The sequence below is a fragment of the Jiangella rhizosphaerae genome (assembly GCF_003579925.1).
GTDB classification, from domain to species: domain Bacteria; phylum Actinomycetota; class Actinomycetes; order Jiangellales; family Jiangellaceae; genus Jiangella; species Jiangella rhizosphaerae.
The window spans coordinates 1-21,616 of the sequence record NZ_QUAL01000085.1; the positions used below are offsets into that span (position 1 = coordinate 1).

Consider the following 21,616-nt stretch of genomic DNA (forward strand, 5'->3'; position numbering starts at 1 on the left):
GGCCGCGGGCCGGTGCTGGTGCAGGTGCCGCGGGCCGGCTACCTCCCCGGCGTCGCCTGCGCGCGCTGCCGCACGCCGGCCCGGTGCGGTGCCTGCTCCGGGCCGCTCGTGCTCGGCCAGGCCGACCAGCCGCCGCGCTGCGCCTGGTGCGCCACGGCGTACCCGTCCTGGCGGTGCGGGTCGTGCGGGCACGGGACGCTGCGCGCGACGGTGGTGGGCGTGCGGCGGACGGCCGAGGAACTGGGCCGCGCGTTCCCCGGGGTCCCGGTGCTGCTCTCCCGCGGCGACGCGGTCCGCGATTCCGTGGGCGCCGAGCCGGCGCTCGTGGTCGCCACGCCGGGGGCCGAGCCGGTCGCCTCCGGCGGGTACACGGCCGCACTGCTGCTCGACGGGACGGCGCTGCTGGCCCGGCCGAACCTGCGCGCGGCCGAGGAGGCGCTGCGCCGCTGGCTGCGCGCGGCCGCGCTGGTCCGGCCGGGGACCATGGGCGGCGAGATCGTGGTCGTCGCCGATTCCTCGGCGCCGGCGGTGCAGGCGCTGGTCCGCTGGGACCCGGCCGGGTTCGCCGCCCGCGAGCTGGCCGAACGCTCCGCACTGCACCTGCCGCCCGCCGCCCGCGTCGCCGAACTCACCGGCGCCGCCGCCGACGTCGACGACCTGCTGATGCACGCCGACCTGCCGCCCGACGCCGAGGTCATCGGGCCGGTCCCGGTCGACGACGACGGCGCTCGGGCGATGATCCGGGCCCCGCGGGCCGCGGGGACGGCGCTTGCCGCGGCCCTCCGGTCGGCGGCGGGGGTGCGGTCGGCGCGGCGCACCGGGGGGTCCGTGCGGGTCCGGATCGATCCCGTGGACTTCGGCTGAGGTTGGTCCCCCGTCCCCCTGCTGCCCATGCTCTTGCGCCGCGCGGGTGCCCTCAAGTCCGCGCGCGGTCGTGGTTGCGTGGGGCTGTGGTGGGGGCGCTTGGACTAGACCGCACCCGCGCGCCCTGAGAACGGGCAGCTGTCAGGGGGACGGGGGGAGTCTGGCGCCGGGTAGCGGTTCGGCGGCCGGCTCACCATCCCAGCGCGATGTTGATTATGGAGAAGTGCAGGTTCCGCGTCGCTGGGAACCTGCACTTCTCCATGATCAACGGGGTCGGCGGCGACGACGGTGTGGTGTCCACGGGGTGAGATTTGGCCGCGTTTGGCGGGCCGTCACGAGGACTTCTCGGGCATCACGAGGGCTGCAGGCCTGGTGATGCGGGAGAAGACCTCGTGATGTGAGCGATCGTCGATGATCTTCGCTATCCACGGCCCGGCAAACGGGACGAAACGGGCACGCACGACGCGCGAGGCGTGCCCACTCCCTCCCCGTCCCCCTGATAGCTGCCCGTTCTTAGGCCGCGGGCCTGCGGGTCAAGTCCAAGCCCCCCAACCACAACCCCGAAACAACCACAGAGGGCGCGGACTTGAGGCGCAGGTGCGCGGCCAAGAGAATGGGCAGCAGGGGGACGGGGAGCCCCAGCTCACGCGGCGACCCCCGAGTGCACGGCTCACCCTCACGAGCTCAGGTCCACGTAGAAGGACACGGCGTCCGCGGGCAACCCGTCGAACACGATCCGGCCGTCGTCGAAGACGAGGACGCGGTCCATGGCCAGCACCGCGTCGAGGTCGTGCGTCACCAGGACCACTCTCTGCGGCAGTTCCGCCAGCAACGCCAGCACCTTGCGGGTGTTCCGCAGGTCCAGCAGCGTCGTCGGCTCGTCGCACACGAGGACCTTCGGCTCGGTGACCAGCACCGAGCAGAGCGCCAGCAGCTGCTTCTGCCCGCCGGACAGCAGATGCGCCGGGTGGTCGGCGTGCCCGGCCAGCCCGAACGACGCCAGGGCCTCGGCCACCCGCTCCGCGACCGCCGCGGCCGGCAGTCCGCGCAGCCCGAAGGCGACGTCCTCGGCGACCGTCGGCATGAGGATCTGCGCGTCGGGGTCGGTGAACACGAAGCCCACCGACCGCCGGACGGCGGCCCCGTCGCGCCGCGTCGACAGCCCGTCGACCGTCACCGTCCCCGCCGACGGCAGCACCAGCCCGTTGAGCAGCCGCGCGAACGTCGACTTGCCCGACCCGTTGGCCCCGATGACCCCGACCCGCTGCTCGGTCAGCGTCACGCTGACGTCGCGCAGCACGGTGCGGTCGCCGTACCGGTGCGTGACGGCGTCGACCTCGATCACAGCGACGAGGCGGCGAAGGTGTCGCACGCGGCGATGTCGCCGGACTGTAGCCCCGTCGTGAACCAGCGCTGCCGCTGCTCGCTGGAGCCGTGGGTCCACGACTCCGGGGTCACCGTGCCCTGGAACCGCTCCTGGATGTAGTCGTCGCCGACGGTGTTCGCGGCGGCCAGCGCGTCGGCGATGTCCTGGTCGGTCAGCTCGGTGATGAGCGGCTGGCCGGACTCGTCCTCGGCGGTGGTGGCGTGGTGCGCCCACATGCCGGCGTAGCAGTCGGCCTGCAGCTCCAGGCGGACGGCGTCGGAGTCGGGGCCGGACTGCGTGCGCACGCGCTGCATCTGGCCGGTGAGGTTCTGCACGTGGTGACCGTACTCGTGGGCCAGCACGTACGCCTCGGCGAACTGGCCGCTGGGGCCGCCGTACGTGGTGCGCAGCTGGTCGAAGAACCCGAGGTCGAGGTAGACGTTCTGGTCGCCGGGGCAGTAGAACGGCCCGACCTGCGACGACGCCGTGCCGCAGCGAGTAGTGACGGACGAGGTGAAGAACGTCGTCTGCGCGGGCGTGTACTGCTCGCCGGCCGCGGCGAAGTACTCCTCCCAGAACGCCTGGGCGGAGTTGACGTAGAGCACGAAGCGGCAGTCGGGGTTCTCGTCGATGTCGGCGACCACCTGGCACTCGCGCTCCAGCTCGCCCTCGGAACCGGGCTCGGCCTGGACGGCGGGCGCACCGCCGCCGAGGAGGTCGGCCGGGTTGGTGCCCGTGAGCAGGGCGATCAACGCGACGATGACCGCGCCGATGCCCCCGCCGGCCGCCGCCGTGCGGCCGGCCGGGCGCCGGCCACGCTGGTCGGACACCTGGGAAGGATCCAGGCGGGCCCGCCGGTTGAACTTCATGGCCGATTCGCCTCCCGCGTAGACTGCTCACCATGATGCCCGTGGCGGACTGATCGTGCTGGACCGATCGCCCACCCCACACGAGGCCACGGAGAGTTCACCCTGACATGATCACCGCTCATCAGCTCGAAGTGCGTGCAGGCGCGCAGGTTCTGCTCGAGGATGCCAGCTTCCGCATCGGCCCGGGCGACAAGGTCGGCCTGGTGGGCCGCAACGGCGCCGGCAAGACCACGCTGACCCGCATCCTCGCCGACGAGGGCCAGCCGGCCGCGGGCACCGTGGTCCGCACCGGTCCCATCGGCTACCTGCCGCAGGACCCGCGCGCCGGCGATCCCGAGGTCATCGCCCGCGACCGCATCCTGGGCGCCCGCGGGCTCGACGTCGTCGTCGCCGGCATGCGCCGGGCCGAGAAGGAGATGGCCTCAAGCGACGAGGCCGAGCACGAGCGCGGCATGCGCCGGTACGCCCGCCTCGAGGCCGAGTTCCTGGCCGCCGGCGGGTACGCCGTCGAGAGCGAGGCCGCCACCATCGCGGCCAGCCTCGGGCTTCCCGACCGCGTGCTCGCGCAGCCGCTGAAGACGCTCTCGGGCGGGCAGCGGCGCCGGGTCGAGCTGGCCCGCATCCTGTTCTCCGACGCCGAGACGCTGCTGCTGGACGAGCCGACCAACCACCTCGACGCCGACTCCGTCGTGTGGCTGCGCGACTTCCTGCGCGCCTACAAGGGCGGCCTGGTGGTCATCAGCCACGATGTCGCTCTGCTCGACAAGACGGTGAACCGCGTCTTCCACCTCGACGCCAACCGCGCCGCCCTCGACGTCTACAACATCGGCTGGACGGCCTACCTCGCCCAGCGCGAGACCGACGAACGACGGCGGCACCGTGAGCGGGCGAACGCCGAGAAGAAGGCCGCCGCCCTGAAGGCGCAGGCCGACCGCATGCGCTACAAGGCCACCAAGGCCACGGCGGCGCAGAACATGGACCGCCGGGCGCAGCGGCTGCTGTCCGGCCTGGAGGAGCAGCGGCGCTCGGACAAGGTGGCCAAGCTCCGCTTCCCCGACCCCGCGCCGTGCGGCAAGACGCCGCTCACCGCGTCCGGGCTGTCCAAGTCGTACGGCTCGCTCGAGGTGTTCACCGACGTCGACCTCGCCATCGACCGCGGCAGCCGGGTCGTCATCCTGGGCCTCAACGGTGCCGGCAAGACGACGCTGCTGCGCTTGCTGGCCGGCATCGAGCCGGCCGACACCGGCGTCGTGGAGCCCGGACACGGGCTGCGACTGGGCTACTACGCCCAGGAGCACGAGACGCTCGACACGTCGCGGACGGTGCTCGAGAACCTGCGCAGCTCCGCCCCCGACCTCCCGGAGCTCGAGGCGCGCCGGGTCCTGGGCTCGTTCCTGTTCTCCGGCGACGCCGTCGACAAGCCGGCCGGCGTGCTCTCCGGCGGCGAGAAGACCCGGCTGGCGCTGGCGGCGCTCGTCGTGTCCAGCGCCAACGTGCTGCTGCTCGACGAGCCGACCAACAACCTCGACCCCGCCTCCCGCGAGGAGGTGCTGGCCGCGCTGCGCTCGTTCGCCGGCGCGATCGTCTTGGTGACCCACGACGAGGGCGCCGTCGAGGCGCTGAGCCCCGAGCGTGTCGTGCTGCTCCCGGACGGAGTCGAAGATCTGTGGAACCCCGACTATGCGGAGCTCGTCTCACTCGCATAGAGAGGTCGATCCACCCTGCGCATTTTCGTTCCTCGGCGGGACGATCCAGCCTTCGAGTGGCGAAAATGCGTAATGAAGCGGATCATTGTCCTCTGTCATGCAGGACAACGAAACGGGAGGACGCGTGGCCGAGAAGTTGGTAAAAGGCGCGCGGATCAGTGGGGGGCAGCGTGACAAGCTCGCCTCTGACCTGAAGAAGAAGTACGAAGGTGGTCGCAGCATCCGCGAGCTCGCCACCGAAACCGGGCGTTCCTACGGGTTCGTCCACCGGGTTCTGTCCGAGTCCGGGGTCAACCTACGAGGTCGTGGAGGGGCCACACGAGGCAAGGCGAAGAAGCAGGCCTGAACCAGCCCCTAGTTGGTCGAGATGCCGGAGGAGGGTGGCCTCCAGCAGCTCGATCACCCCGACAAACGCTTCGTCACCCACTGCGCGGTCCCCGGCGCGCACGCCTCGACTGGCGTTGCGGCGGCGATCACCGAGTCCTGTGACCGGTGAATCGTTCGGCGGATATTCGAGTCGTCGTACTCGAACCCGAGGGGCTCTTCTTTCCACAGATGATCTTGATCGGCGGCGGCAGACCCCGACCGTGACAAGCCCGGCATATCGGGCGGCGCTAAACGGTCGCCCTCCGCACTGTTGATCTTGGTTCACATCATAGCCCGAGTTATCGGTGTGCTTTCACGGAGAGTGACGTGAAGGCAGCGTCGATGCCCGTTCGCGTTCTTTACGCGAACGGGCCGAAGGCGCGCTTCATCGTGCCCGGAACCTCTCCGATGCAGCCCGGAGGCGGGCCGGACGCCATTACGGTCCCGGCGCGCCGGTGTGCTGCCGGGAGATCGTTCTGTCACGGTGCGTGACGACTCGTGGTACGGCATTCGGGTCCTCGCCCGGGTCCATTCGGTCACCGAGGGTGACCATTCGGATGGCGCACGCTGTGAGCGAACGCGGGAAGAAGCGAGTGCGCGGCCGACGTTGTCGGCGGCGAGCCGCATGATGGACCGCAACGCACGCAGAGGAGGTCGACGCCGGTGTCGATGGGAATGGGCCATGCCTGGCGGGCCTCCCGGTCGTTCTCCAGCGACCAGTCGGTCACGCACAAGCGGCTGGCCCGGGGCACGGTCAGGCGCGTCGCCGGCTACGGCCGGGCGTACCGGTTCCAGCTGGCCGTCTTCCTCGGCACCACCGTCGCCGCTGCGGCGTCCGCGGCCGCCGTCCCGCTGCTGCTGAAGGTGCTCATCGACGACGGTGTCAGTGCGGGTGACCGCGCGGTCGTGGTCTGGGCCGCCGTGGCGGTCGCCGGGCTCGCCGTCGTCGACGCCGCGCTCGGGCTGCTCGGGCGCTGGATGTCGGCGCGCGTCGGCGAGGGCCTCATCTTCGACCTGCGCCGCCAGGTCTTCGACCACGTCCAGCGTCAGCCGGTCGCGTTCTTCACCCGGACGCAGACCGGATCACTGGTGTCGCGGCTCAACAGCGACGTCATCGGCGCCCAGCAGGCGTTCACGGGCACGCTCTCGCAGGTGGTCAGCAACGTCGTGACGCTGGTGCTGGCGCTGGGCGCCATGATCGTGCTGTCGTGGCAGATCACGCTCATCGTGCTGGTGCTGGTGCCGCTGTTCCTGCTGCCGGCCCGCTTCATCGGCCGCAAGCTGGCCGACATCAGCCGCGAGGCCATGCAGCTCAACGCCGCCATGAGCCAGACCATGACCGAGCGGTTCAACGTCTCAGGGGCGCTGCTGGTCAAGATCTTCGGCCGCTACCAGGACGAGACCGCCGAGTTCAGCGGCGCCGCCGGCCGGGTCCGCGACATCGGCATCGTCCAGGCGCTCTATGCCCGCTACTTCTTCCTGGGCCTGACGTTCCTCGCCTCGGCCGCCACGGCGCTGGTCTACGGCGTCGGCGGCTGGTTCGCCATCAGCGGGACGCTCGAGGTCGGCACGCTGGTCGCGCTGGCCGCCCTGCTGACGCGCCTCTACGGACCGCTGACGGCGCTCTCGAACGTCCAGGTCGACATCATGACGGCGCTGGTCAGCTTCGAGCGGGTCTTCGAGGTGCTCGACCTGCCGCCCATGGTCCGCGACACCCCGGGCGCGACCCCCCTGCCGGCCGGCGACGAGCAGCTGTCGGTCGAGTTCCGCGACGTCGAGTTCGCCTACCCGGGCGCCGACGACGTCTCGCTGGCCTCGCTCGAGGCGGTCGCCCGGCCCACGCCCGCGGCGCCGGAACCGGTCCTCAACGGCGTCTCGTTCGAGGTGGCGCCGGGGCAGCTGGTCGCGCTCGTGGGCCCGTCCGGCGCCGGCAAGTCGACCATCACGCACCTGGTGTCCCGGCTCTACGACCCCACGGCCGGCACCGTCCTGGTCGGCGGCCGTGACGTCCGCGACGTCACTCTCGAGTCGCTGCACGAAGCCGTCGGCGTGGTCACGCAGGACGCCCACATGTTCCACGAGACCATCCGCTACAACCTCGCCTACGCCCGCCAGGGCGCCACCGACGAGGAGCTGTGGGCGGCACTCGAGGCGGCGCAGATCGCTCCGCTGGTCCGCTCGCTGCCCGAGGGCCTCGACACCGTCGTCGGCGACCGCGGCTACCGCTTGTCCGGCGGAGAGAAGCAGCGGCTGGCCATCGCCCGGCTGCTGCTCAAGGCACCCCGGGTGGTGGTGCTCGACGAGGCGACGGCGCACCTGGACTCCGAGTCCGAGGTCGCGGTCCAGCGCGCGCTCGAGATCGCGCTGGCCGGCCGCACCTCGCTGGTCATCGCGCACCGCCTGTCGACCATCCGCGGCGCCGACCAGATCCTCGTGGTCGACGGCGGCCGCATCGTCGAGCGCGGCACCCACGCGGAACTGCTGGCCGCCGGCGGCCACTACGCCGAGCTGTACCGCACCCAGTTCGCCCTGCAGGACGTGTCCACCCGCACGGCCTGACGTCGTCCTCCTGCTGCGTTGCCCCGTCCCCCTGCTGCCTGATTGTCTTGGCCGCGGGCGCGCGCCTCAAGTCCGCGCGCGTGGTGGTCGGGCTCTGCTGTGGTTGGGGCGCTTGGACTTGACCCGCGCGCACGCGGCTCAGAACGGGCAGCTATCAGGGGGACGGGGGGAGTGTGGCGACGGCTGCCGCGGCGTTGGCCCCGTTACGGTGTGGCGTTGGTGTCGTTGAGTGTCCACGTGGTGAGATTTCGCCGTGATTCGGGAGCCATCACGAGGATTGCCCCAGCATCAACACCCCTACAGTCATGTTGAAGCTCAGGTAATCCTCGTGATGTCGGCGATCGTTGATGATCATCGCTGTCCACAGTCCGACAAAGCAGGGCGAAACGGGCACGCCCAGCGTGAGGCGTGCCCAGATCCTCCTCGTCCCCTGATAGCTGCCCGTTCTTGGCCGCGGACGGGTGAGTCAAGCGGTCATCGTCGCGCGAAGCGCCCCATAGTCCGCTTGACGCGCACGTTCGCGGCAAGAGAATGGGGCAGCAGGGGGACGGCCAACGTCAGAGGGAGCGGATCGAACCGCCGTCGACGGCGATCATGGAGCCGGTGAGGTACGACGCGGCGGGGGAGAGGACGAACGCGGCCACTCGGCCGAACTCCTCGGGCCGGCCGTAGCGCCGCAGCGGGATGGTCTTCTCCGCGGCCGCCTTGACCTCGTCGGGGTCGCGTCCGGACATCTCCGCCAGTTCGCGCAGCCGCTCGGTCTCGATGCTGCCGGGCAGCAGGCCCACGGCGCGCACGCCGGACGGTCCGAGATCGTCGGCCAGCTGCTTGATCACCATCGCCAGACCCGGCCGCAGCCCGTTCGACGCGGCGAGGCCGGGAATCGGCGCCTTCACGGAGCTGGAGAGCACGAACGCCAGCGCCCCTCCGCCGGACAGCTGGGCGGCGACCACGCGGGCCAGCCGGACCGCGCCGAGGAAGACGCTGTCGAACGCCGCCCGCCATTGATCGTCGGTGATGTCGGTGACCTTGCCGCCGGGCGGGCCGCCGACGCTGACCAGCGCGCCGTCGAGCCGGCCGAAGCGGTCCAGTGCCGCTGCCACCAGCCGGTCCGGCGTGCCGGGGTCGGCGTTGTCGGCCGCCACACCGACGACCGAGGCGCGGCCGAGCTCCTCGACGGCCGCGTCGACCGACCCCTGCGAGCGGGACGTGACGACGAGCCGGGCGCCCTCGGCGACCAGGGCCTCCGCCCCGGCGCGGCCGAGCCCGCGGGTGCCGCCGGTGACGATGTAGACGCGATCGGAGAGGCCGAGGTCCATGGCGCGTGATCTTAGCCCTCAGGCGTGGCCGGTGGCCGGACCGGGCAGCTCCGACAGCAGGTAGGCGGCCGTCACCAGCGGGATGTGGCTCAGCGCCTGCGGGAAGTTGCCGACCATGCGGTTGATGCGCGGGTCGAACTCCTCGGCCAGCAGCCCGAGGTCGTTGCGCAGGCCGAGCAGGTGCTCGAACAGCTCGCGGGCCCGCTCCGTCCGGCCGGTCAGGTGCAGCGCCTCGACCAGCCAGAACGAGCAGGCGAGGAACGCGCCCTCGTCGCCGGGCAGGCCGTCGACGTCGTGCTCGGTGCGGTAGCGCAGCACCAGCCCGGAGTCGGTGCACAGTTCCTTCTCGACGGCGTCGACGGTGCCGACGACGCGGGGGTCGTCGGGCGGCAGGAAGCCGACGATGGGGATCTGCAGCAGCGCGGCGTCGAGCGCCGGATGGCCGTAGGACTGGGTGAACGTATTGCGGTCGGCGTCGTAGCCGTGCTTGAGGACGTCGTCCATGATGGTCGCCCGCAGCGCCTTCCACCGGTCGGGCTGCCCGCCGGCGCCGTCGCCCTGCAGCGCGGCGACGGCGCGGTCGGCGGCCACCCACGCCATGACCTTGGAGTGGACGAAGTGCCGGCGCGGCCCGCGGATCTCCCAGATGCCCTCGTCGGGCTCGGTCCACGCGCGCTCGAGATGCTGCAGGAGCTTCTCCTGCAGCGCCCACACGTGCCGCTCGAGCGGCAGGCCGTGCTGCCGGGCGCGGGCCAGCGTGTCGATGACCTCGCCGTAGACGTCGATCTGCAGCTGCTCGGCCGCGGCGTTGCCCACCCGCACCGGGCTGGACCCCTCGTAGCCGGGCAGCCAGTCGATCTCGTACTCCTGCAGCCGCCGCTCGCCGCTGATGCCGTACATGATCTGCAGGTCGCCGGGGTCGCCGCCGATGGCGCGGATCAGCCAGTCGCGCCACGCCCGCGCCTCGTCGACGTACCCGCTGCGGATCAGCGCGTCGAGGGTGAACGCGGAGTCGCGCAGCCAGCAGTACCGGTAGTCCCAGTTGCGCACGCCGCCGATGCCCTCGGGCAGGGAGGTGGTCGGCGCGGCGACGATGCCGCCGGTGGGCTCGTACGTCAACGCCTTGAGGGTGACGAGCGAGCGCATGACGGCGTCGCGGTACGGGCCGTCGTAGGTGCACTGGGCCGCCCAGTCGGTCCAGAACTTCTCCGTCGACTCCAGCGCCTCGAAAGCGTCGACGGGCGCCTCGGGCGGGTCGTGCGACGGTCCCCAGGCCAGCACGAAGCTGACGCGGTCGCCCTCGCCGACGATGAAGTCGGAGTGCGTCGTCAGCGCCCGCCCGTACGTCGGGACCTCGCAGTGCAGTGCGACGGAGTCGGGTCCGGCGACGCCGACGATGAGGCCGTTCTCGCGGTGCACCCACGGCACCGAGCGGCCGTAGTCGAACCGCAGGCGCAGTTCGCTGTGCATGGGGACCCGCCCGGACAGCCCTTCCACGACGCGGACGACGTCGTGCTGGCCGCTGCTCGGCGGCATGAAGTCGATGACCTTGACGCTGCCGTCCGGGGTGTCCCAGACGTGCTCGAGGATCAGCGTGTCGCCGCGGTACCAGCGCCGGTCGGCCTGGCCGGCGCCGATGGGCGCGATGCGCCAGAACCCGTGCTTGGCCGTTCCGAGCAGCGACGCGAAGCAGGCGGCGGAGTCGAACCTGGGCAGGCAGAGCCAGTCGATGGTGCCGTCGCGGTCGACGAGCGCCGCGGTGTGGAGGTCGCCGATGATGCCGTGGTCCTCGATCCGACCCGTCATCTGTCCTTTCTACCCAACGCCGCCCGTATGTGCTGGCGACTCGGGCGTGTCCTGCTCGTGTGACTCGTCACGCCCGCGCGCCTCCGCGCGGATGAGCAGCACGAACCCGCCCACACCGACGACGGCGAACAGGAACCACTGGATGGCGTACGACAGGTGCGGCCCCGACTCCGTCGCGGGCGGCTCGATCAGCTGCAGCGACGTCGACGGCTCCGGATCCTGGGTGATGAGCTCGCCCCAGGCGCCGTAGAGCGGGTAGGGGAGGCCGGCGGCGATCGCCTCGACGTCGACGAACCGTACCGACCCCGACGACGGGTCGACGTCGTGGCCGGTCTCGCTGGGCCGGACCCGCGCGGTGACGGTCACTTCACCGTCCGGCGGTGGCGGCAGCTCGATGTCGTCGTCGTCGCGGCCGTCGGCGGCGACGAACCCGCGGTCGACCAGCAGCGCCGTGCCGTCGTCGCCGACCAGCGGGGTCAGCGCGTGGACGCCGCGGGTGCCGTCGACCGGACGCAGCCGCAGCCGCAGCTCGTTGCCGACGTCCCAGTGCCCGGTCACCTCGACGGTGCGCCACTTGTCGTCGTCGGCCAGCGGCTGCCCGGGCGGCGCGAGCTGCGCGGCCGGGACCGGGTCGCCGCCGACGTTGGCCTCGATGACGGCGTTGTTGTCCTGCCGCTGCTCGTTGCGGTCGAGCTGCCAGAGCCCGAGCCGGACGCACAGCAGCACCAGCAGCACTCCGGCGAGCGTGCGCACCAGCCAGCGCCGCGACGCCAGGAACCTGTACACGCCCACGACGGTACGCCGGACGGTGGACGGCGGCGGCACTGGGGCGCATCGAGGCTTAGGCTTGAACGGTGCTGGTTGACCGATATGGACGCGTGGCCACCGACCTGCGGGTCTCGCTGACCGACCGGTGCAACCTGCGCTGCACCTACTGCATGCCCGAAGAGGGGCTGGCCTGGCTGCCGCGCCAGGACGTGCTCACCGACGACGAGGTCGTGCGGCTGGTCCGCATCGCCGTCGAGCGCCTCGGCGTGCGCGAGGTCCGGTTCACCGGCGGCGAGCCGCTGCTGCGCCGCGGCCTGGTCGACATCGTCGCCGCCTGCGCCCGCCTGGAGCCGCGGCCGGAGCTGTCGCTGACGACGAATGCCGTCGGGCTGGCCCGGGTGGCCGGCGCGCTCGCCGACGCCGGACTCGACCGCGTCAACGGCTCCCTCGACACCCTGCGGCCCGACCGGTTCGAGACGCTGACCCACCGGCGGCGCCTCGACGACGTGCTGGCCGGGCTGGCCGCGGCGCGCGAGGCCGGGCTCGACCCCATCAAGATCAACGCCGTGCTCATGCGCGGCGTCAACGACGACGAGGCGCCTGAGCTGCTCGCCTGGGCGCTCGAGCACGGCTACGAGCTGCGGTTCATCGAGCAGATGCCGCTCGACGCGCAGCACGGCTGGGACCGCGCCACCATGGTGACGGCCGAGGAGATCCTCGCGTCGCTGCAGACGGTGTTCTCGCTCACCCCGCTGGGCGACGTCGAGCGCGGCAGCGCGCCGGCCGAGACCTGGCTGGTCGGTGGCGGCCCGGCCCGCGTCGGCGTCATCGCGTCGGTGACCCGCCCGTTCTGCGGCAGCTGCGACCGCACCCGGCTCACCGCCGAGGGCCAGGTCCGCAACTGCCTGTTCGCCCGCGAGGAGTCCGACCTGCGCGGCGCCATGCGTTCCGGCGCCGACGACGCCGAGCTGGCCCGTCGCTGGGAGGTCGCGATGGCCGGCAAGGCTGCCGGTCACGGCATCGATGACCCCGGGTTTCTCCAGCCGTCGCGGCCGATGTCCGCGATCGGCGGCTGATTTTCCGTCGAAATAGCGGTGAACACGGCGATCGGCCGTTGATCAGCAGGTAGAGGCGGCGACTCGGCCAGAAGATGAGGACGACGCCGGGCAGCCACGGGGGAAGCCGCCCGACGTCGCCGGTACGCAACGCACCGACGGGGGAATACGGAACGTGCGCCTGGGGAGTATTGCACGTTCCTCGACGACTTCGGAAGGCCCTGTCAATGTTCGAGTCGATCTTTGGCCACCGGTGCCTCCGGCAGCTCAAGCCGCGGCGGCGGGACCACCGGTGAGAGGGCGCTGTGGCGGGGCTGGCGGGTGGCGTTGGCGATGACGACCGCGATGTACGGGAGCACGACCGCACCCAGGATGAACACGATGCGCAGCCAGCCCTGGCTGATGACCGCCAGCGGCAGACAGGCGATCCGGATGCCCATCATCACGAGGTACCGGCGCTGCCTGCTGGCGAGGTCGTCGCTGCGCGGCGCCGCGGCCGTCGTGACCGACGGCACAGGATCGCTGCGACGCGCGCCGTGGCCGTTCATCCCTCCACGGTAGGTCAGAATCGTGCGATCAGCGCAGCCGGGCCGTCCAACGGGCCCGCGACGGAAAGAGGGGATCGTCATGAACCGCACCTACCGCGTGACCGAGATCGTCGGGACGTCCACCGAGGGGATCGACGAGGCGGTGCGCAACGGCATCGGCCGCGCCGCGCAGACGCTGCGTCACCTCGACTGGTTCGAGGTGACGGAGGTCCGCGGCCAGATCGTCGACGGCGAGGTCCAGCATTTCCAGGTCGGCATGAAGGTCGGCTTCCGGCTCGAGGACGCCTGACGGTAGCGTCGGCGCGGACGTTCGCAAGCCCGAGCAGGAGGAGACACAGACGTGGGTCGGTCCGTACTGGTGACCGGTGGCAATCGCGGCATCGGCCTGGCCATCGCGCGCTCGTTCGCGCAGGCCGGTGACGACGTCACCATCACCTACCGCAGCGGCGAGCCGCCCGAGGGGCTGGCCGGGGTGCGCTGCGACGTCACCGACATGGAGTCGGTCGAGGCGGCGTTCACCGAGGTCGAGGCGGCGCAAGGGCCGGTCGAGGTGCTGGTCGCCAACGCCGGCATCACCCGCGACACGCTGCTGCTGCGGATGAGCGAGTCCGACTTCACCGACGTCCTCGACACCAACCTGACCGGCGCGTTCCGCGTCGCCAAGCGCGCCGCCAAGGGCATGCTGCGGGCCCGCAAGGGCCGCGTCGTGTTCATCTCCAGCGTCGTCGGCCTGCTCGGCTCGCCGGGACAGATGAACTACGCCGCCAGCAAGGCCGGCCTGGTCGGCCTGGCGCGGTCGATGGCGCGCGAGCTGGGCAGCCGCAACATCACCGCCAACGTCGTCGCGCCGGGGTTCGTCGAGTCGGACATGACCGCCGAGCTCACCGACGAGCGGCGCAAGGAGATCCTCGACGGCATCCCGCTGGGCCGCTACGCCAGCGCCGACGAGGTGGCGCGAGTGGTGCGCTGGGTGGCCAGCGACGACGCGGCGTACGTGACGGGAGCCGTCATTCCGGTGGACGGCGGATTGGGGATGGGTCACTGATGGGCATTCTCGAGGGCAAGCGGATCCTGGTCACCGGGGTCCTGACGGAGGCGTCGTTCGCGTTCCACGTGGCGCGGCTCGCGCAGCAGGAGGGCGCCACCGTCGTGCTCACTGGGTTCGGCCGGATGAGCCTGGTCGAGCGCATCGCCAAGCGGCTGCCGTCGCCGCCGCCGGTCATCGAGCTGGACGTGCAGAACACCGAGCACCTCGACACCCTGGCCGACCGAGTCAAAGACCACGTCGACGGCCTCGACGGCGTCGTCCACTCGATCGGCTTCGCCCCGGCGACGGCGCTCGGCGGGAGCTTCCTGGAGACGCCGTTCGAGGACGTCTCGACCGCCGTCCACGTGTCGACGTACTCGCTGAAGGCGTTGACGATGGCCACGCTGCCGCTGATGCCCGACGGCGGCTCCGTCGTCGGCCTCGACTTCGACGCCCAGGTGGCCTGGCCCGGCTACGACTGGATGGGCGTGGCGAAGGCCGGCATGGAGGCGACGGCCCGCTACCTCGCCAAGTACCTCGGGGAGAAGAACATCCGGGTCAACCTCATCTCCGCCGGGCCCGTGAAGACGATGGCGGCCCGGTCGATCCCCGGGTTCTCCGACTTCGAGGGCGTGTGGAACGAGCGCGCGCCGCTGGGCTGGGACCTCTCCGACCCCGAGCCGGGCGCGCGCGGCGTCGTCGCGCTGCTGTCCGACTGGTTCCCGAAGACGACCGGCGAGGTCATCCACGTCGACGGTGGTGTGCACGCGGTGGGCGCGTGATCCCGGCCGGCCGCGACGGCTCGGTCCGGCTGGGCGGGCTGGTCCTGCGCGACCACTGGTTCGACGCGCCGCTGGACCACGCCGCCGGGCCGGGCGGTGAGACGATCCGGCTGTACGCGCGCGAGGTGGTGTCGGCGGCCGATCCCGACCGCGACCGGCCGTGGCTGCTGTTCCTCCAGGGCGGGCCGGGCGGGAAGGCGACCCGTCCGGCCGGCGCGTCGGGCTGGGTGGGCCGGGCGGTCAAGGACTTCCGCGTGCTGCTGCTCGACCAGCGCGGCACCGGCCGGTCGACGCCCGCCACGGCGGCGACGCTGGCCCGGCGGGGCGACGCCGCCGCGCAGGCGGAGTACCTGGCGCACTTCCGCGCCGACGCGATCGTGGCCGACGCCGAGCTGATCCGCCGCCGGCTGGTCGGCGACGACGGGCGATGGCACGTGCTCGGACAGTCCTACGGCGGCTTCTGCTCGCTGACGTACCTGTCCTTCGCGCCGGAGGGGCTGGCGTCGGTGATGCTGACCGGCGGCCTCGCGCCTGTCGCCGTCGGCGCCGACGACGTCTACGCCGCCACCTACCGCACGGTCGAGCGGAAGAACGAGCAGTTCCACGCCGCGTTCCCGTGGGCGCGCTCGCGGCTGGAGGAGGTGGCCGCGTTCGTCCGCGCCAACGATGTGGTGCTGCCGGACGGGTCGCGGCTCACGGTCCCGCGGCTGCAGGCGCTGGGACACGGGCTGGGCGCGAACTCGGCGATCCCCGGGCTCGCCTACCTGCTGGAGGAGGCGTTCGCCGCCGACGGCGTGCTGTCCGACACCTTCCTCGTCGGGGCGTGGCAGGCGCTGTCGTTCGCGAGCCAGCCGCTGTACGCCGTCCTGCACGAGGCCTGCTATGCGCACGAGGCCTCGACCCGCTGGTCGGCGCAGCGGGTGGGCGCGGGATTGCCGCAGTTCGCGCCCGACGCCGACCCGCTGCTGCTCACCGGCGAGATGATCTACCCCTGGATGTTCGAGCACGACCCCGCGCTGGTGCCGTTGCGCGAGACGGCCCAGCTGCTGGCCGAGCGCTCGTGGGGGCCGTTGTACGACCTCGACCGGCTGGCGGCCAACGAGGTTCCCGTCGCCGCCGCTCTCTACACCGAGGACATGTACGTCGATGCCGGCCTGTCCCGCGACACGGTCTCACGGGTGCTCGGCCTGCGCGCCTGGGAGACCAACGCCCACGAGCACGACGGCCTGCGCGAGACCGAGGACGTCGTCGACCGGCTGATCAGAATGAACCGAGGCGAGTTGTGACGGTCGGGGACCTGCCGGCCGGGGAGCGGTTCCCCGTCGTGCGGCTGGCCGAGGGCTACGACATCGACGAGGTCGACGCGTTCGTCGACCGGATCCGCGACACGCTGGGGACCACCCTGACGGACGACGAGGTCCGGAACGTGCAGTTCACGACCGTGCGCCTGCGGGCCGGCTACGACATGCGGGCCGTCGACGAGTATCTCGACGACGTCGTCGCCCGGCTGTCCGTCGCGCCGAAGCCTCCCGCGCCGGGTCCGGCTCCTGCTGACGTCGAGCCGGGTGCGACGCGGTGGCAGGAGTCGCTGACCGAGCGGTACGAACTGCTGAAGATCGCCGACCGGCCCGCAGGGGAGCGGTTCCGAGGCGTGCGGCTGCGCGAGGGCTACGACATCGGCGACGTCGACGCGTTCGTCGATCACGTCCGGGCGACGCTGGGAACCACCCTGACCGCCGACGAGGTCCGGAACGTCCAGTTCACGACCGTGCGGCTGCGGCTCGGCTACGACATGCCGGCCGTCGACGAGTGGCTCGACGCCGTCCAGGCCGCGGTCCGCGGCTGAGGGGCCCAGAACCCCGGGATCGTCGTGGCCGCGGGCGCGCGCCTCAAGTCCGAGCACGTTGTGGCCGCGCTCCGCTGTGGTCGGGGGGTCTTGGACTCGACCCGCGCACATGCGGCTATCAGGGGACGGTGGACGAGCAGCGACAGGTGCCTGGGGCGGCGGCCGGCTTCGGTGTGAGTTTGCTGTCGTGGAGCGTCCACATGGTGAGATTTCACCGTGATTCCGGGGCCATCACGAGGATTACCCCAGCATCAACACCCCTACAGCCATGTTGAAGCCCACGCAATCCTCGTGATGTAGGCGATCGCCGATGATCATGGCTGTCCACAGCCCGGCAAACGGCGCGAAACGGGCACGCCAAGCATGAGGCGTGCCCACATCCTCCCCGTCCCCTGATAGCTGCCCGTTCTTGGCCGCGGGCGGGCGGGTCAAGCGGTCATCGTCGCGCGAAGCGCCAATAGTCCGCTTGACGCGCCCGTTCGCGGCAAGAGAATGGGGCAGCAGGGGGACGGGGAGCCTAACCAACGAACCCCGGCCCCGTCACCGGCGCGGGCGCATGATCAACGGAGCCGGCCGGTCTCCGACCACGATGTACACGTCTCAGTGACGGCGCTCGACACCGCGAGCTGTGACGACCGGGAACGGTCAGTGCGTCCGCTCCGTCGTCAGTTCGATCAGCTGCGACAGCGCCTTGCGGCCGTCGTCGGTGACGTCGGCGGCATCGAGGGTGGAGCGGGCGTCCGCCACCAGGTCGGTGACCAGCGCCTCCACCCGGGCCAGCGCGCCCGTCCCGACCAGCACCCGGCGCAGCGCCGTCACCCCGTCGAGGTCGAGCGCGGGGTCGCCGAGCAGCGACCCGACCAGCGCCGCCTCGTCCGCCGACGCCCGCTCCAGCGCGTACGCGATGAGCAGCGTCCGCTTGCCCTCGCGCAGGTCGTCGCCGGTGGGCTTGCCGGTCTGGGCGGGGTCGCCGAACACGCCGAGCACGTCGTCGCGCAGCTGGAAGGCCTCGCCGAGTGCCGTGCCGAACCGACGGTACGACGCCAGCAGCGGCTCCGGCGCGCCGGCCAGCGCCCCGCCGATGACCAGCGGGTGCTCGACGGAGTAGCGCGCGGACTTGTACCGGATGACCGTCCGGGCCCGGTCGGCCTGGCCACCCGGCAGGCTGCCGCCGCTGACCTGCTCGAGCATGTCGAGGTACTGGCCGCCGCCCACTTCGGTGCGCATGCGGTCGAACACCGTCCGCGCGGCCCGCAGCCGGTCGCCGTCGACGGCGGCGTGGTCGAACACCTCGGCGCTCCACGCCAGCAGCATGTCGCCGAGCAGGATCGCGGCCGCCGCGCCGAACGCGTCCGGGTCGCCCTGCCAGCCGGAGTCGCGGTGCAGCGCCGCGAACCTGCGGTGGACGGACGGGAGCCCGCGGCGGGTGTCCGAGGCGTCGATGAGGTCGTCGTGGACCAGCGCGGACGCCTGGAACAGTTCCAGCGCCGCCCCGATCGTCACCAGCGCGTCGTCCGCGGGATCGCCCCCGGCCGCCCGCCAGCCCCAGTAGCAGAACGTCGGGCGCAGCCGCTTGCCGCCGGACAGGAACGCCGCCGCGGCGTCGACCAGTGGCAGCGTCTGCTCGCTGGCCGCGCCGAGCAGCTCGCGCTGGGCGTCGAGGAACGCGTCGAGCGCGCCCTGGATGCGCGGCCGCAAGTGGCCGACCGGGTCGTCGGGGCTCGCGAGGGTTGCCGTGGAGTCCACGCGCCCAGGCTAGGCGGTCGCCGTCGTCTCGCGAGCAGCGGGCGAGCGATCTTGCTCGTTGAGACGATCTGTCCGAAAGGCGGACGCGGCCGGTACGCTTGCCGGATGGCTCTGGGACTTCCGTCGACGATGCCCGGTGGTGCGCGCACCATCCGGGAGCTGCTGGCCGCCGGCGGAAGGTCGTTCTCGTTCGAGTTCTTCCCCCCGAAGACCGAGCAGGGCGAGGCCGCCTTCTGGCAGACCATGCGCGAGCTCGAGCGGCTGCAGCCGACCTTCGTGTCCGTCACGTACGGCGCCGGCGGCACCACCCGCGACAAGACGGTCCGGATCACCGAGGGCATCGCCCGCGACACCACGCTGACCGTGGTCGGGCACCTGACCGCCGTCAACCACTCGGTCGCGGAGCTGCGCAACGTCATCGGTCAGTACGCCGACGCCGGGGTGCGCAACTTCCTCGGGCTGCGCGGCGACCCGCCGGAGGGCCCGCACGGCGAATGGGTCAAGCACCCCGAGGGTCTGGAGTACGCCGAGGAGCTGGTGCGGCTCATCCGCGCCCACGGCGACTTCTGCGTCGGCGTCGCGGCCTTCCCCGACAAGCATCCGCGCTCGCCCGACCTCGACACCGACGCCCGCTTCCTGGCCCGCAAGTTCCAGGCCGGCGCCGACTACGCGATCACCCAGATGTTCTTCCACGCCGACGACTACCTGCGGCTGCGCGACCGCGTCGCGGCGGCTGGGGGCGAGGCGCCGATCATCCCGGGCATCATGCCGGTGACGAACGTGCGGCAGATCCAGCGCTTCGCCGTGCTCACCGACGCCGCCTTCCCCGCCCCGCTGGCGCAGCGGCTGCTCGCCGTCGAGGACGACCCCGAGGCCGTGCGGGCCGTCGGCGTCGAGGTGGCGACGGAGCTGTGCGAGCGGCTGCTCGCCGAGGGCGTCCCCGGCCTGCACTTCTACACGCTGAACAAGTCGACGGCGACGCGCGAGGTCTACCAGAACCTCGGGGTCGGGGCGCTGTCCTGAGTCAGGCCCGGCCGATCAGGTCGGTGACGATCGCCGCGGACTGCGCGACCAGCGGGATGCCCGGTCCCGGGTGCGCGCCGGCGCCGGCCAGGTAGAGGCCGCGGATCCGGGTGACGTTGCCCGGACGGCGGAAGATCGCGGTGACGCGGCCGGCGGCGGCGCCGTGGACGGCGCTCGGCGCGAGGTGTTCCACCCGGCCCTCCGGCGTGTCGTAGGTGACGGTGGCCGGGCCCGCGTCCGCGGGGAACCGGATCGACGGGGTCGCGGTGGGCTGCGCCTGCTCCTGGGTGACGACGGTGCGGACGGCGGCGGGCGGGGCGTCGTCGTGGTCCCGCCGGCGTGCGAACAGGCCGCGGCGATCGACGGCGATGCCGTCCGGCAGCAGCCGCGCCGGCGCCGTCCACACGACGGTGTCGGCGGGTACCGTGTCGCCGCCGGCCAGCGTCACGCCGGCGACCCGCCTGCCGTCCAGCGCCGGCCCCGCCGCCGGCATGTCATACCGGAACGTCGCGCCGCGCTCGGCCGCCCTCGCGGCCAGCACGCCGACCAGCCCCGCCAGGCCCTCCGACACCGTCCACACCCCGAATGTCTGCTCCAGGTACGGCAGGACGGTGAGCGCGGCGGGCGCCGTCGCCGGGTCCGCGCCGTGACGGGTCGCGTACGACTCCAGGACGGCCCGCAGTCGCGGTTCGCGCAGTGACGCCGCGACGTCGCGCAGGGTGCCGGCGGAGCGGGCGGGTTTGGCGCCGGCGTGCCCGAGCACGAGCGGCCGCAGCTCCCGCCAGGACCGGTCGCCGTGCGCGACGACGGCGTCCCACTGTGCGCCGGTGCCGGGGCCGAACGCATCGTCCAGGGCGCGCCGAGCCCCGGACGGGCTGGCGTTCGGCACGGCGACCTCGATGCCGTCGGCGAACACCCAGCGGACCGCGGGCTCGACGGGGACGACGTCCAGCTCGCGCTCCAGCGGCCGGCCGGTCTTGCGGAACAGGTCGCGCAGCACCGCCGGCAGCGTGAACGGCTGCGGGCCGAAGGCCAGCTGGCCGCCCGGCGCGGGGCCGGACTCGAGCACCGTCACGTCGTGGCCGAAGTCGGCGAGGGCGAGGGCGGAGCAGAGCCCGGCGAGGCCGGCGCCCACGACGGCGACGCGCGCCATGGGGGCGTCAGGCGGTGACGTCGACGGGGGTGCCGCCGGTGACGCGGACCAGCTCGTCGAACGTCGTCGCGAAGACGGTGTGCGGGTGGCCGGCCGCGGCCCAGACCTGGTCGTACTTGGCCAGCCAGACGTCGACCAGCGTGCGCACCGGTGCCGGGTGGCCGACCGGCGCGACGCCGCCGATGGGCTGGCCGGTGTGGGTGCGGACGAACGTCGGGTCGGCCCGCCCGACCGAGGCTGCTCCGGCCGCGCGCGCCAGCGCGGCGACGTCGGCCCGGTGCGCGCCGCTGGTGAGGACGAGCAGGGGCGCACCGTCGCAGTCGAAGATCAGCGAGTTGGCGATGGCGCCGACCTCGCAGCCGAGCTGCTCCGCCGCCGCGGCGGCGGTCGGCGCGGAGTCGCCGAGGGCCACGATCTCAGGGTGGGCGCCCGCCTCGGCGAGCGCTGCTCGCACGCGCTGGACGTTCGGGTGGGCGAGGACCTTGTCGGCACTGTCAGAGCTGGTCACAGGGGTCGACCCTACCGCCTTCGCCGTCGCGCTCGTGACGTTGTCGGTGCCGGGGTGTACATTTCTCAGTGAGGTCGAACAGTCGTTCGAACATGATGCGGAGGCGGCCATGACGGTCGAGATGCAGGACTACAGCAGGGTGGCGGGCGGCCACGGTCTGCCGGCGCGGCGGACGCGGGCGCCCATGGGTCACGCCGCCCTCGATCTCATCGAGCACGCCCGCCTGTGCCTGGCCGAGGCGGCGTCGGCCGGCCACGCGGGCGACCGGTTCGCGGCGGCGCACCTGGCCGCGCTGCGGGCCGCGG

19 protein-coding genes and 2 pseudogenes are annotated in these 21,616 nt (G+C 72.4%); 12 read left to right on the forward strand and 9 right to left on the reverse strand.

Annotated elements, in window-relative coordinates; translation table 11 throughout:
- Positions 1-864 (forward strand): annotated as a pseudogene (locus tag DY240_RS31800) (primosome assembly protein PriA); the annotation flags it as partial.
- Positions 865-1,540: 676 nt separating this feature from the next.
- On the opposite strand, the gene DY240_RS09340 reads toward DY240_RS31800, so the two are convergent.
- The gene (locus tag DY240_RS09340; protein WP_119659660.1) at positions 1,541-2,209 is read right to left on the reverse strand and encodes an energy-coupling factor ABC transporter ATP-binding protein; all 669 of its coding nucleotides are present in this window, start codon (positions 2,207-2,209) and stop codon (positions 1,541-1,543) included.
- A complete protein-coding gene (gene ypfJ / locus DY240_RS09345; protein WP_119659661.1) occupies positions 2,206-3,099 on the reverse strand; it encodes a KPN_02809 family neutral zinc metallopeptidase in 894 nt (297 codons plus the stop codon). Before ypfJ ends, DY240_RS09340 begins: the two co-directional genes overlap by 4 nt.
- Positions 3,100-3,206: 107 nt before the next feature.
- Between ypfJ and DY240_RS09350 the strand changes: the two genes are divergently transcribed.
- The 3 genes from DY240_RS09350 (at position 3,207) to DY240_RS09360 (ending at position 7,730) form a co-directional block, all read left to right on the forward strand.
- Positions 3,207-4,805 (forward strand): ABC-F family ATP-binding cassette domain-containing protein, encoded by a 1,599-nt coding sequence (locus DY240_RS09350; protein WP_119659662.1) that lies wholly within the window; start codon positions 3,207-3,209, stop codon positions 4,803-4,805.
- Positions 4,806-4,929: 124 nt separating this feature from the next.
- Positions 4,930-5,151 carry a helix-turn-helix domain-containing protein gene (locus DY240_RS09355; RefSeq protein ID WP_074946318.1) on the forward strand — a complete coding sequence of 74 codons (222 nt, stop codon included), beginning with the start codon at positions 4,930-4,932 and terminating at the stop codon, positions 5,149-5,151.
- Between the two features lie 689 nt (positions 5,152-5,840).
- Positions 5,841-7,730, forward strand: a complete 1,890-nt coding sequence (locus DY240_RS09360) for an ABC transporter ATP-binding protein (protein ID WP_119659663.1) — start codon at positions 5,841-5,843, stop codon at positions 7,728-7,730.
- A 557-nt stretch (positions 7,731-8,287) separates the two neighbouring features.
- Here the strand turns inward: DY240_RS09360 and DY240_RS09365 are convergent.
- Genes DY240_RS09365 through DY240_RS09375 form a run of 3 tightly spaced genes read right to left on the reverse strand, consistent with a single transcriptional unit; the run spans position 8,288 to position 11,641 of the window.
- On the reverse strand, positions 8,288-9,049 hold the full coding sequence (locus tag DY240_RS09365) for an SDR family oxidoreductase (protein ID WP_119659664.1): 762 nt from the start codon (positions 9,047-9,049) through the stop codon (positions 8,288-8,290).
- A gap of 18 nt (positions 9,050-9,067) precedes the next feature.
- A complete protein-coding gene (locus DY240_RS09370) occupies positions 9,068-10,855 on the reverse strand; it encodes a glycoside hydrolase family 15 protein (RefSeq protein ID WP_119659665.1) in 1,788 nt (595 codons plus the stop codon).
- A 9-nt stretch (positions 10,856-10,864) separates the two neighbouring features.
- On the reverse strand, positions 10,865-11,641 hold the full coding sequence (locus DY240_RS09375) for an SURF1 family cytochrome oxidase biogenesis protein (RefSeq protein ID WP_158602792.1): 777 nt from the start codon (positions 11,639-11,641) through the stop codon (positions 10,865-10,867).
- 68 nt (positions 11,642-11,709) lie between these two features.
- Here DY240_RS09375 and moaA point away from each other — a divergent pair, with 68 nt between their 5' ends.
- Positions 11,710-12,699: a GTP 3',8-cyclase MoaA gene (gene moaA / locus DY240_RS09380; RefSeq protein WP_119659667.1), complete on the forward strand. Its 990-nt coding sequence runs from the start codon at positions 11,710-11,712 to the stop codon at positions 12,697-12,699.
- Positions 12,700-12,902: 203 nt separating this feature from the next.
- Here the strand turns inward: moaA and DY240_RS09385 are convergent, their stop codons facing one another.
- The gene (locus tag DY240_RS09385) at positions 12,903-13,307 is read right to left on the reverse strand and encodes a DUF3099 domain-containing protein (RefSeq protein ID WP_147375257.1); all 405 of its coding nucleotides are present in this window, start codon (positions 13,305-13,307) and stop codon (positions 12,903-12,905) included.
- Between DY240_RS09385 and DY240_RS09390 the strand changes: the two genes are divergently transcribed.
- Genes DY240_RS09390 through DY240_RS33865 form a run of 5 tightly spaced genes read left to right on the forward strand, consistent with a single transcriptional unit; the run spans position 13,306 to position 16,881 of the window.
- Positions 13,306-13,515 (forward strand): dodecin, encoded by a 210-nt coding sequence (locus DY240_RS09390; RefSeq protein ID WP_119659669.1) that lies wholly within the window; start codon positions 13,306-13,308, stop codon positions 13,513-13,515. The two genes, DY240_RS09385 and DY240_RS09390, sit on opposite strands and share 2 nt — an antisense overlap.
- Positions 13,516-13,566: 51 nt before the next feature.
- A complete protein-coding gene (locus DY240_RS09395) occupies positions 13,567-14,271 on the forward strand; it encodes a beta-ketoacyl-ACP reductase (protein WP_119659670.1) in 705 nt (234 codons plus the stop codon).
- The gene (gene fabI / locus DY240_RS09400) at positions 14,268-15,035 is read left to right on the forward strand and encodes an enoyl-ACP reductase FabI (RefSeq protein ID WP_119659671.1); all 768 of its coding nucleotides are present in this window, start codon (positions 14,268-14,270) and stop codon (positions 15,033-15,035) included. Before DY240_RS09395 ends, fabI begins: the two co-directional genes overlap by 4 nt.
- Entirely contained in the window at positions 15,032-16,321 is a 1,290-nt protein-coding gene (locus tag DY240_RS09405; RefSeq protein ID WP_233552674.1) for an alpha/beta fold hydrolase, read from the forward strand. The genes fabI and DY240_RS09405 overlap by 4 nt, the downstream gene beginning before the upstream one ends.
- On the forward strand, positions 16,318-16,881 hold the full coding sequence (locus DY240_RS33865) for a DivIVA domain-containing protein (protein ID WP_158602793.1): 564 nt from the start codon (positions 16,318-16,320) through the stop codon (positions 16,879-16,881). The genes DY240_RS09405 and DY240_RS33865 overlap by 4 nt, the downstream gene beginning before the upstream one ends.
- A 645-nt stretch (positions 16,882-17,526) precedes the next feature.
- Here the strand turns inward: DY240_RS33865 and DY240_RS09415 are convergent.
- Positions 17,527-18,627 (reverse strand): polyprenyl synthetase family protein, encoded by a 1,101-nt coding sequence (locus DY240_RS09415; RefSeq protein WP_119659673.1) that lies wholly within the window; start codon positions 18,625-18,627, stop codon positions 17,527-17,529.
- 105 nt (positions 18,628-18,732) lie between these two features.
- On the opposite strand from DY240_RS09415, the gene metF reads away from it, so the two are divergent.
- Complete coding sequence (gene metF / locus DY240_RS09420; RefSeq protein ID WP_119659674.1) at positions 18,733-19,650, forward strand: methylenetetrahydrofolate reductase [NAD(P)H]; 918 nt, start codon at positions 18,733-18,735, stop codon at positions 19,648-19,650.
- 1 nt (position 19,651) lies between these two features.
- Here metF and DY240_RS09425 read toward each other — a convergent pair whose 3' ends face one another.
- Together DY240_RS09425 and DY240_RS09430 are read right to left on the reverse strand one after the other, a co-directional pair.
- Complete coding sequence (locus DY240_RS09425; RefSeq protein WP_119659675.1) at positions 19,652-20,803, reverse strand: phytoene desaturase family protein; 1,152 nt, start codon at positions 20,801-20,803, stop codon at positions 19,652-19,654.
- A gap of 7 nt (positions 20,804-20,810) precedes the next feature.
- Positions 20,811-21,311 carry a YbaK/EbsC family protein gene (locus DY240_RS09430; protein ID WP_199701156.1) on the reverse strand — a complete coding sequence of 167 codons (501 nt, stop codon included), beginning with the start codon at positions 21,309-21,311 and terminating at the stop codon, positions 20,811-20,813.
- Between the two features lie 109 nt (positions 21,312-21,420).
- On the opposite strand from DY240_RS09430, the pseudogene DY240_RS09435 reads away from it, so the two are divergent.
- Positions 21,421-21,616, forward strand: a pseudogene (locus DY240_RS09435) (hypothetical protein); the annotation flags it as partial.

Excerpts from the sequence above, each read along its gene's own strand:
- ypfJ (WP_119659661.1), bottom strand. The coding sequence starts at position 3,099 with ATGAAGTTCAACCGGCGGGCCCGCCTGGATCCTTCCCAGGTGTCCGAC.
- DY240_RS09350 (WP_119659662.1), top strand. The coding sequence starts at position 3,207 with ATGATCACCGCTCATCAGCTCGAAGTGCGTGCAGGCGCGCAGGTTCTG.
- DY240_RS09360 (WP_119659663.1), top strand. The coding sequence starts at position 5,841 with ATGGGAATGGGCCATGCCTGGCGGGCCTCCCGGTCGTTCTCCAGCGAC.
- DY240_RS09365 (WP_119659664.1), bottom strand. The coding sequence starts at position 9,049 with ATGGACCTCGGCCTCTCCGATCGCGTCTACATCGTCACCGGCGGCACC.
- DY240_RS09370 (WP_119659665.1), bottom strand. The coding sequence starts at position 10,855 with ATGACGGGTCGGATCGAGGACCACGGCATCATCGGCGACCTCCACACC.
- DY240_RS09390 (WP_119659669.1), top strand. The coding sequence starts at position 13,306 with ATGAACCGCACCTACCGCGTGACCGAGATCGTCGGGACGTCCACCGAG.
- DY240_RS09385 (WP_147375257.1), bottom strand. The coding sequence starts at position 13,307 with ATGACGATCCCCTCTTTCCGTCGCGGGCCCGTTGGACGGCCCGGCTGC.
- metF (WP_119659674.1), top strand. The coding sequence starts at position 18,733 with ATGGCTCTGGGACTTCCGTCGACGATGCCCGGTGGTGCGCGCACCATC.
- DY240_RS09425 (WP_119659675.1), bottom strand. The coding sequence starts at position 20,803 with ATGGCGCGCGTCGCCGTCGTGGGCGCCGGCCTCGCCGGGCTCTGCTCC.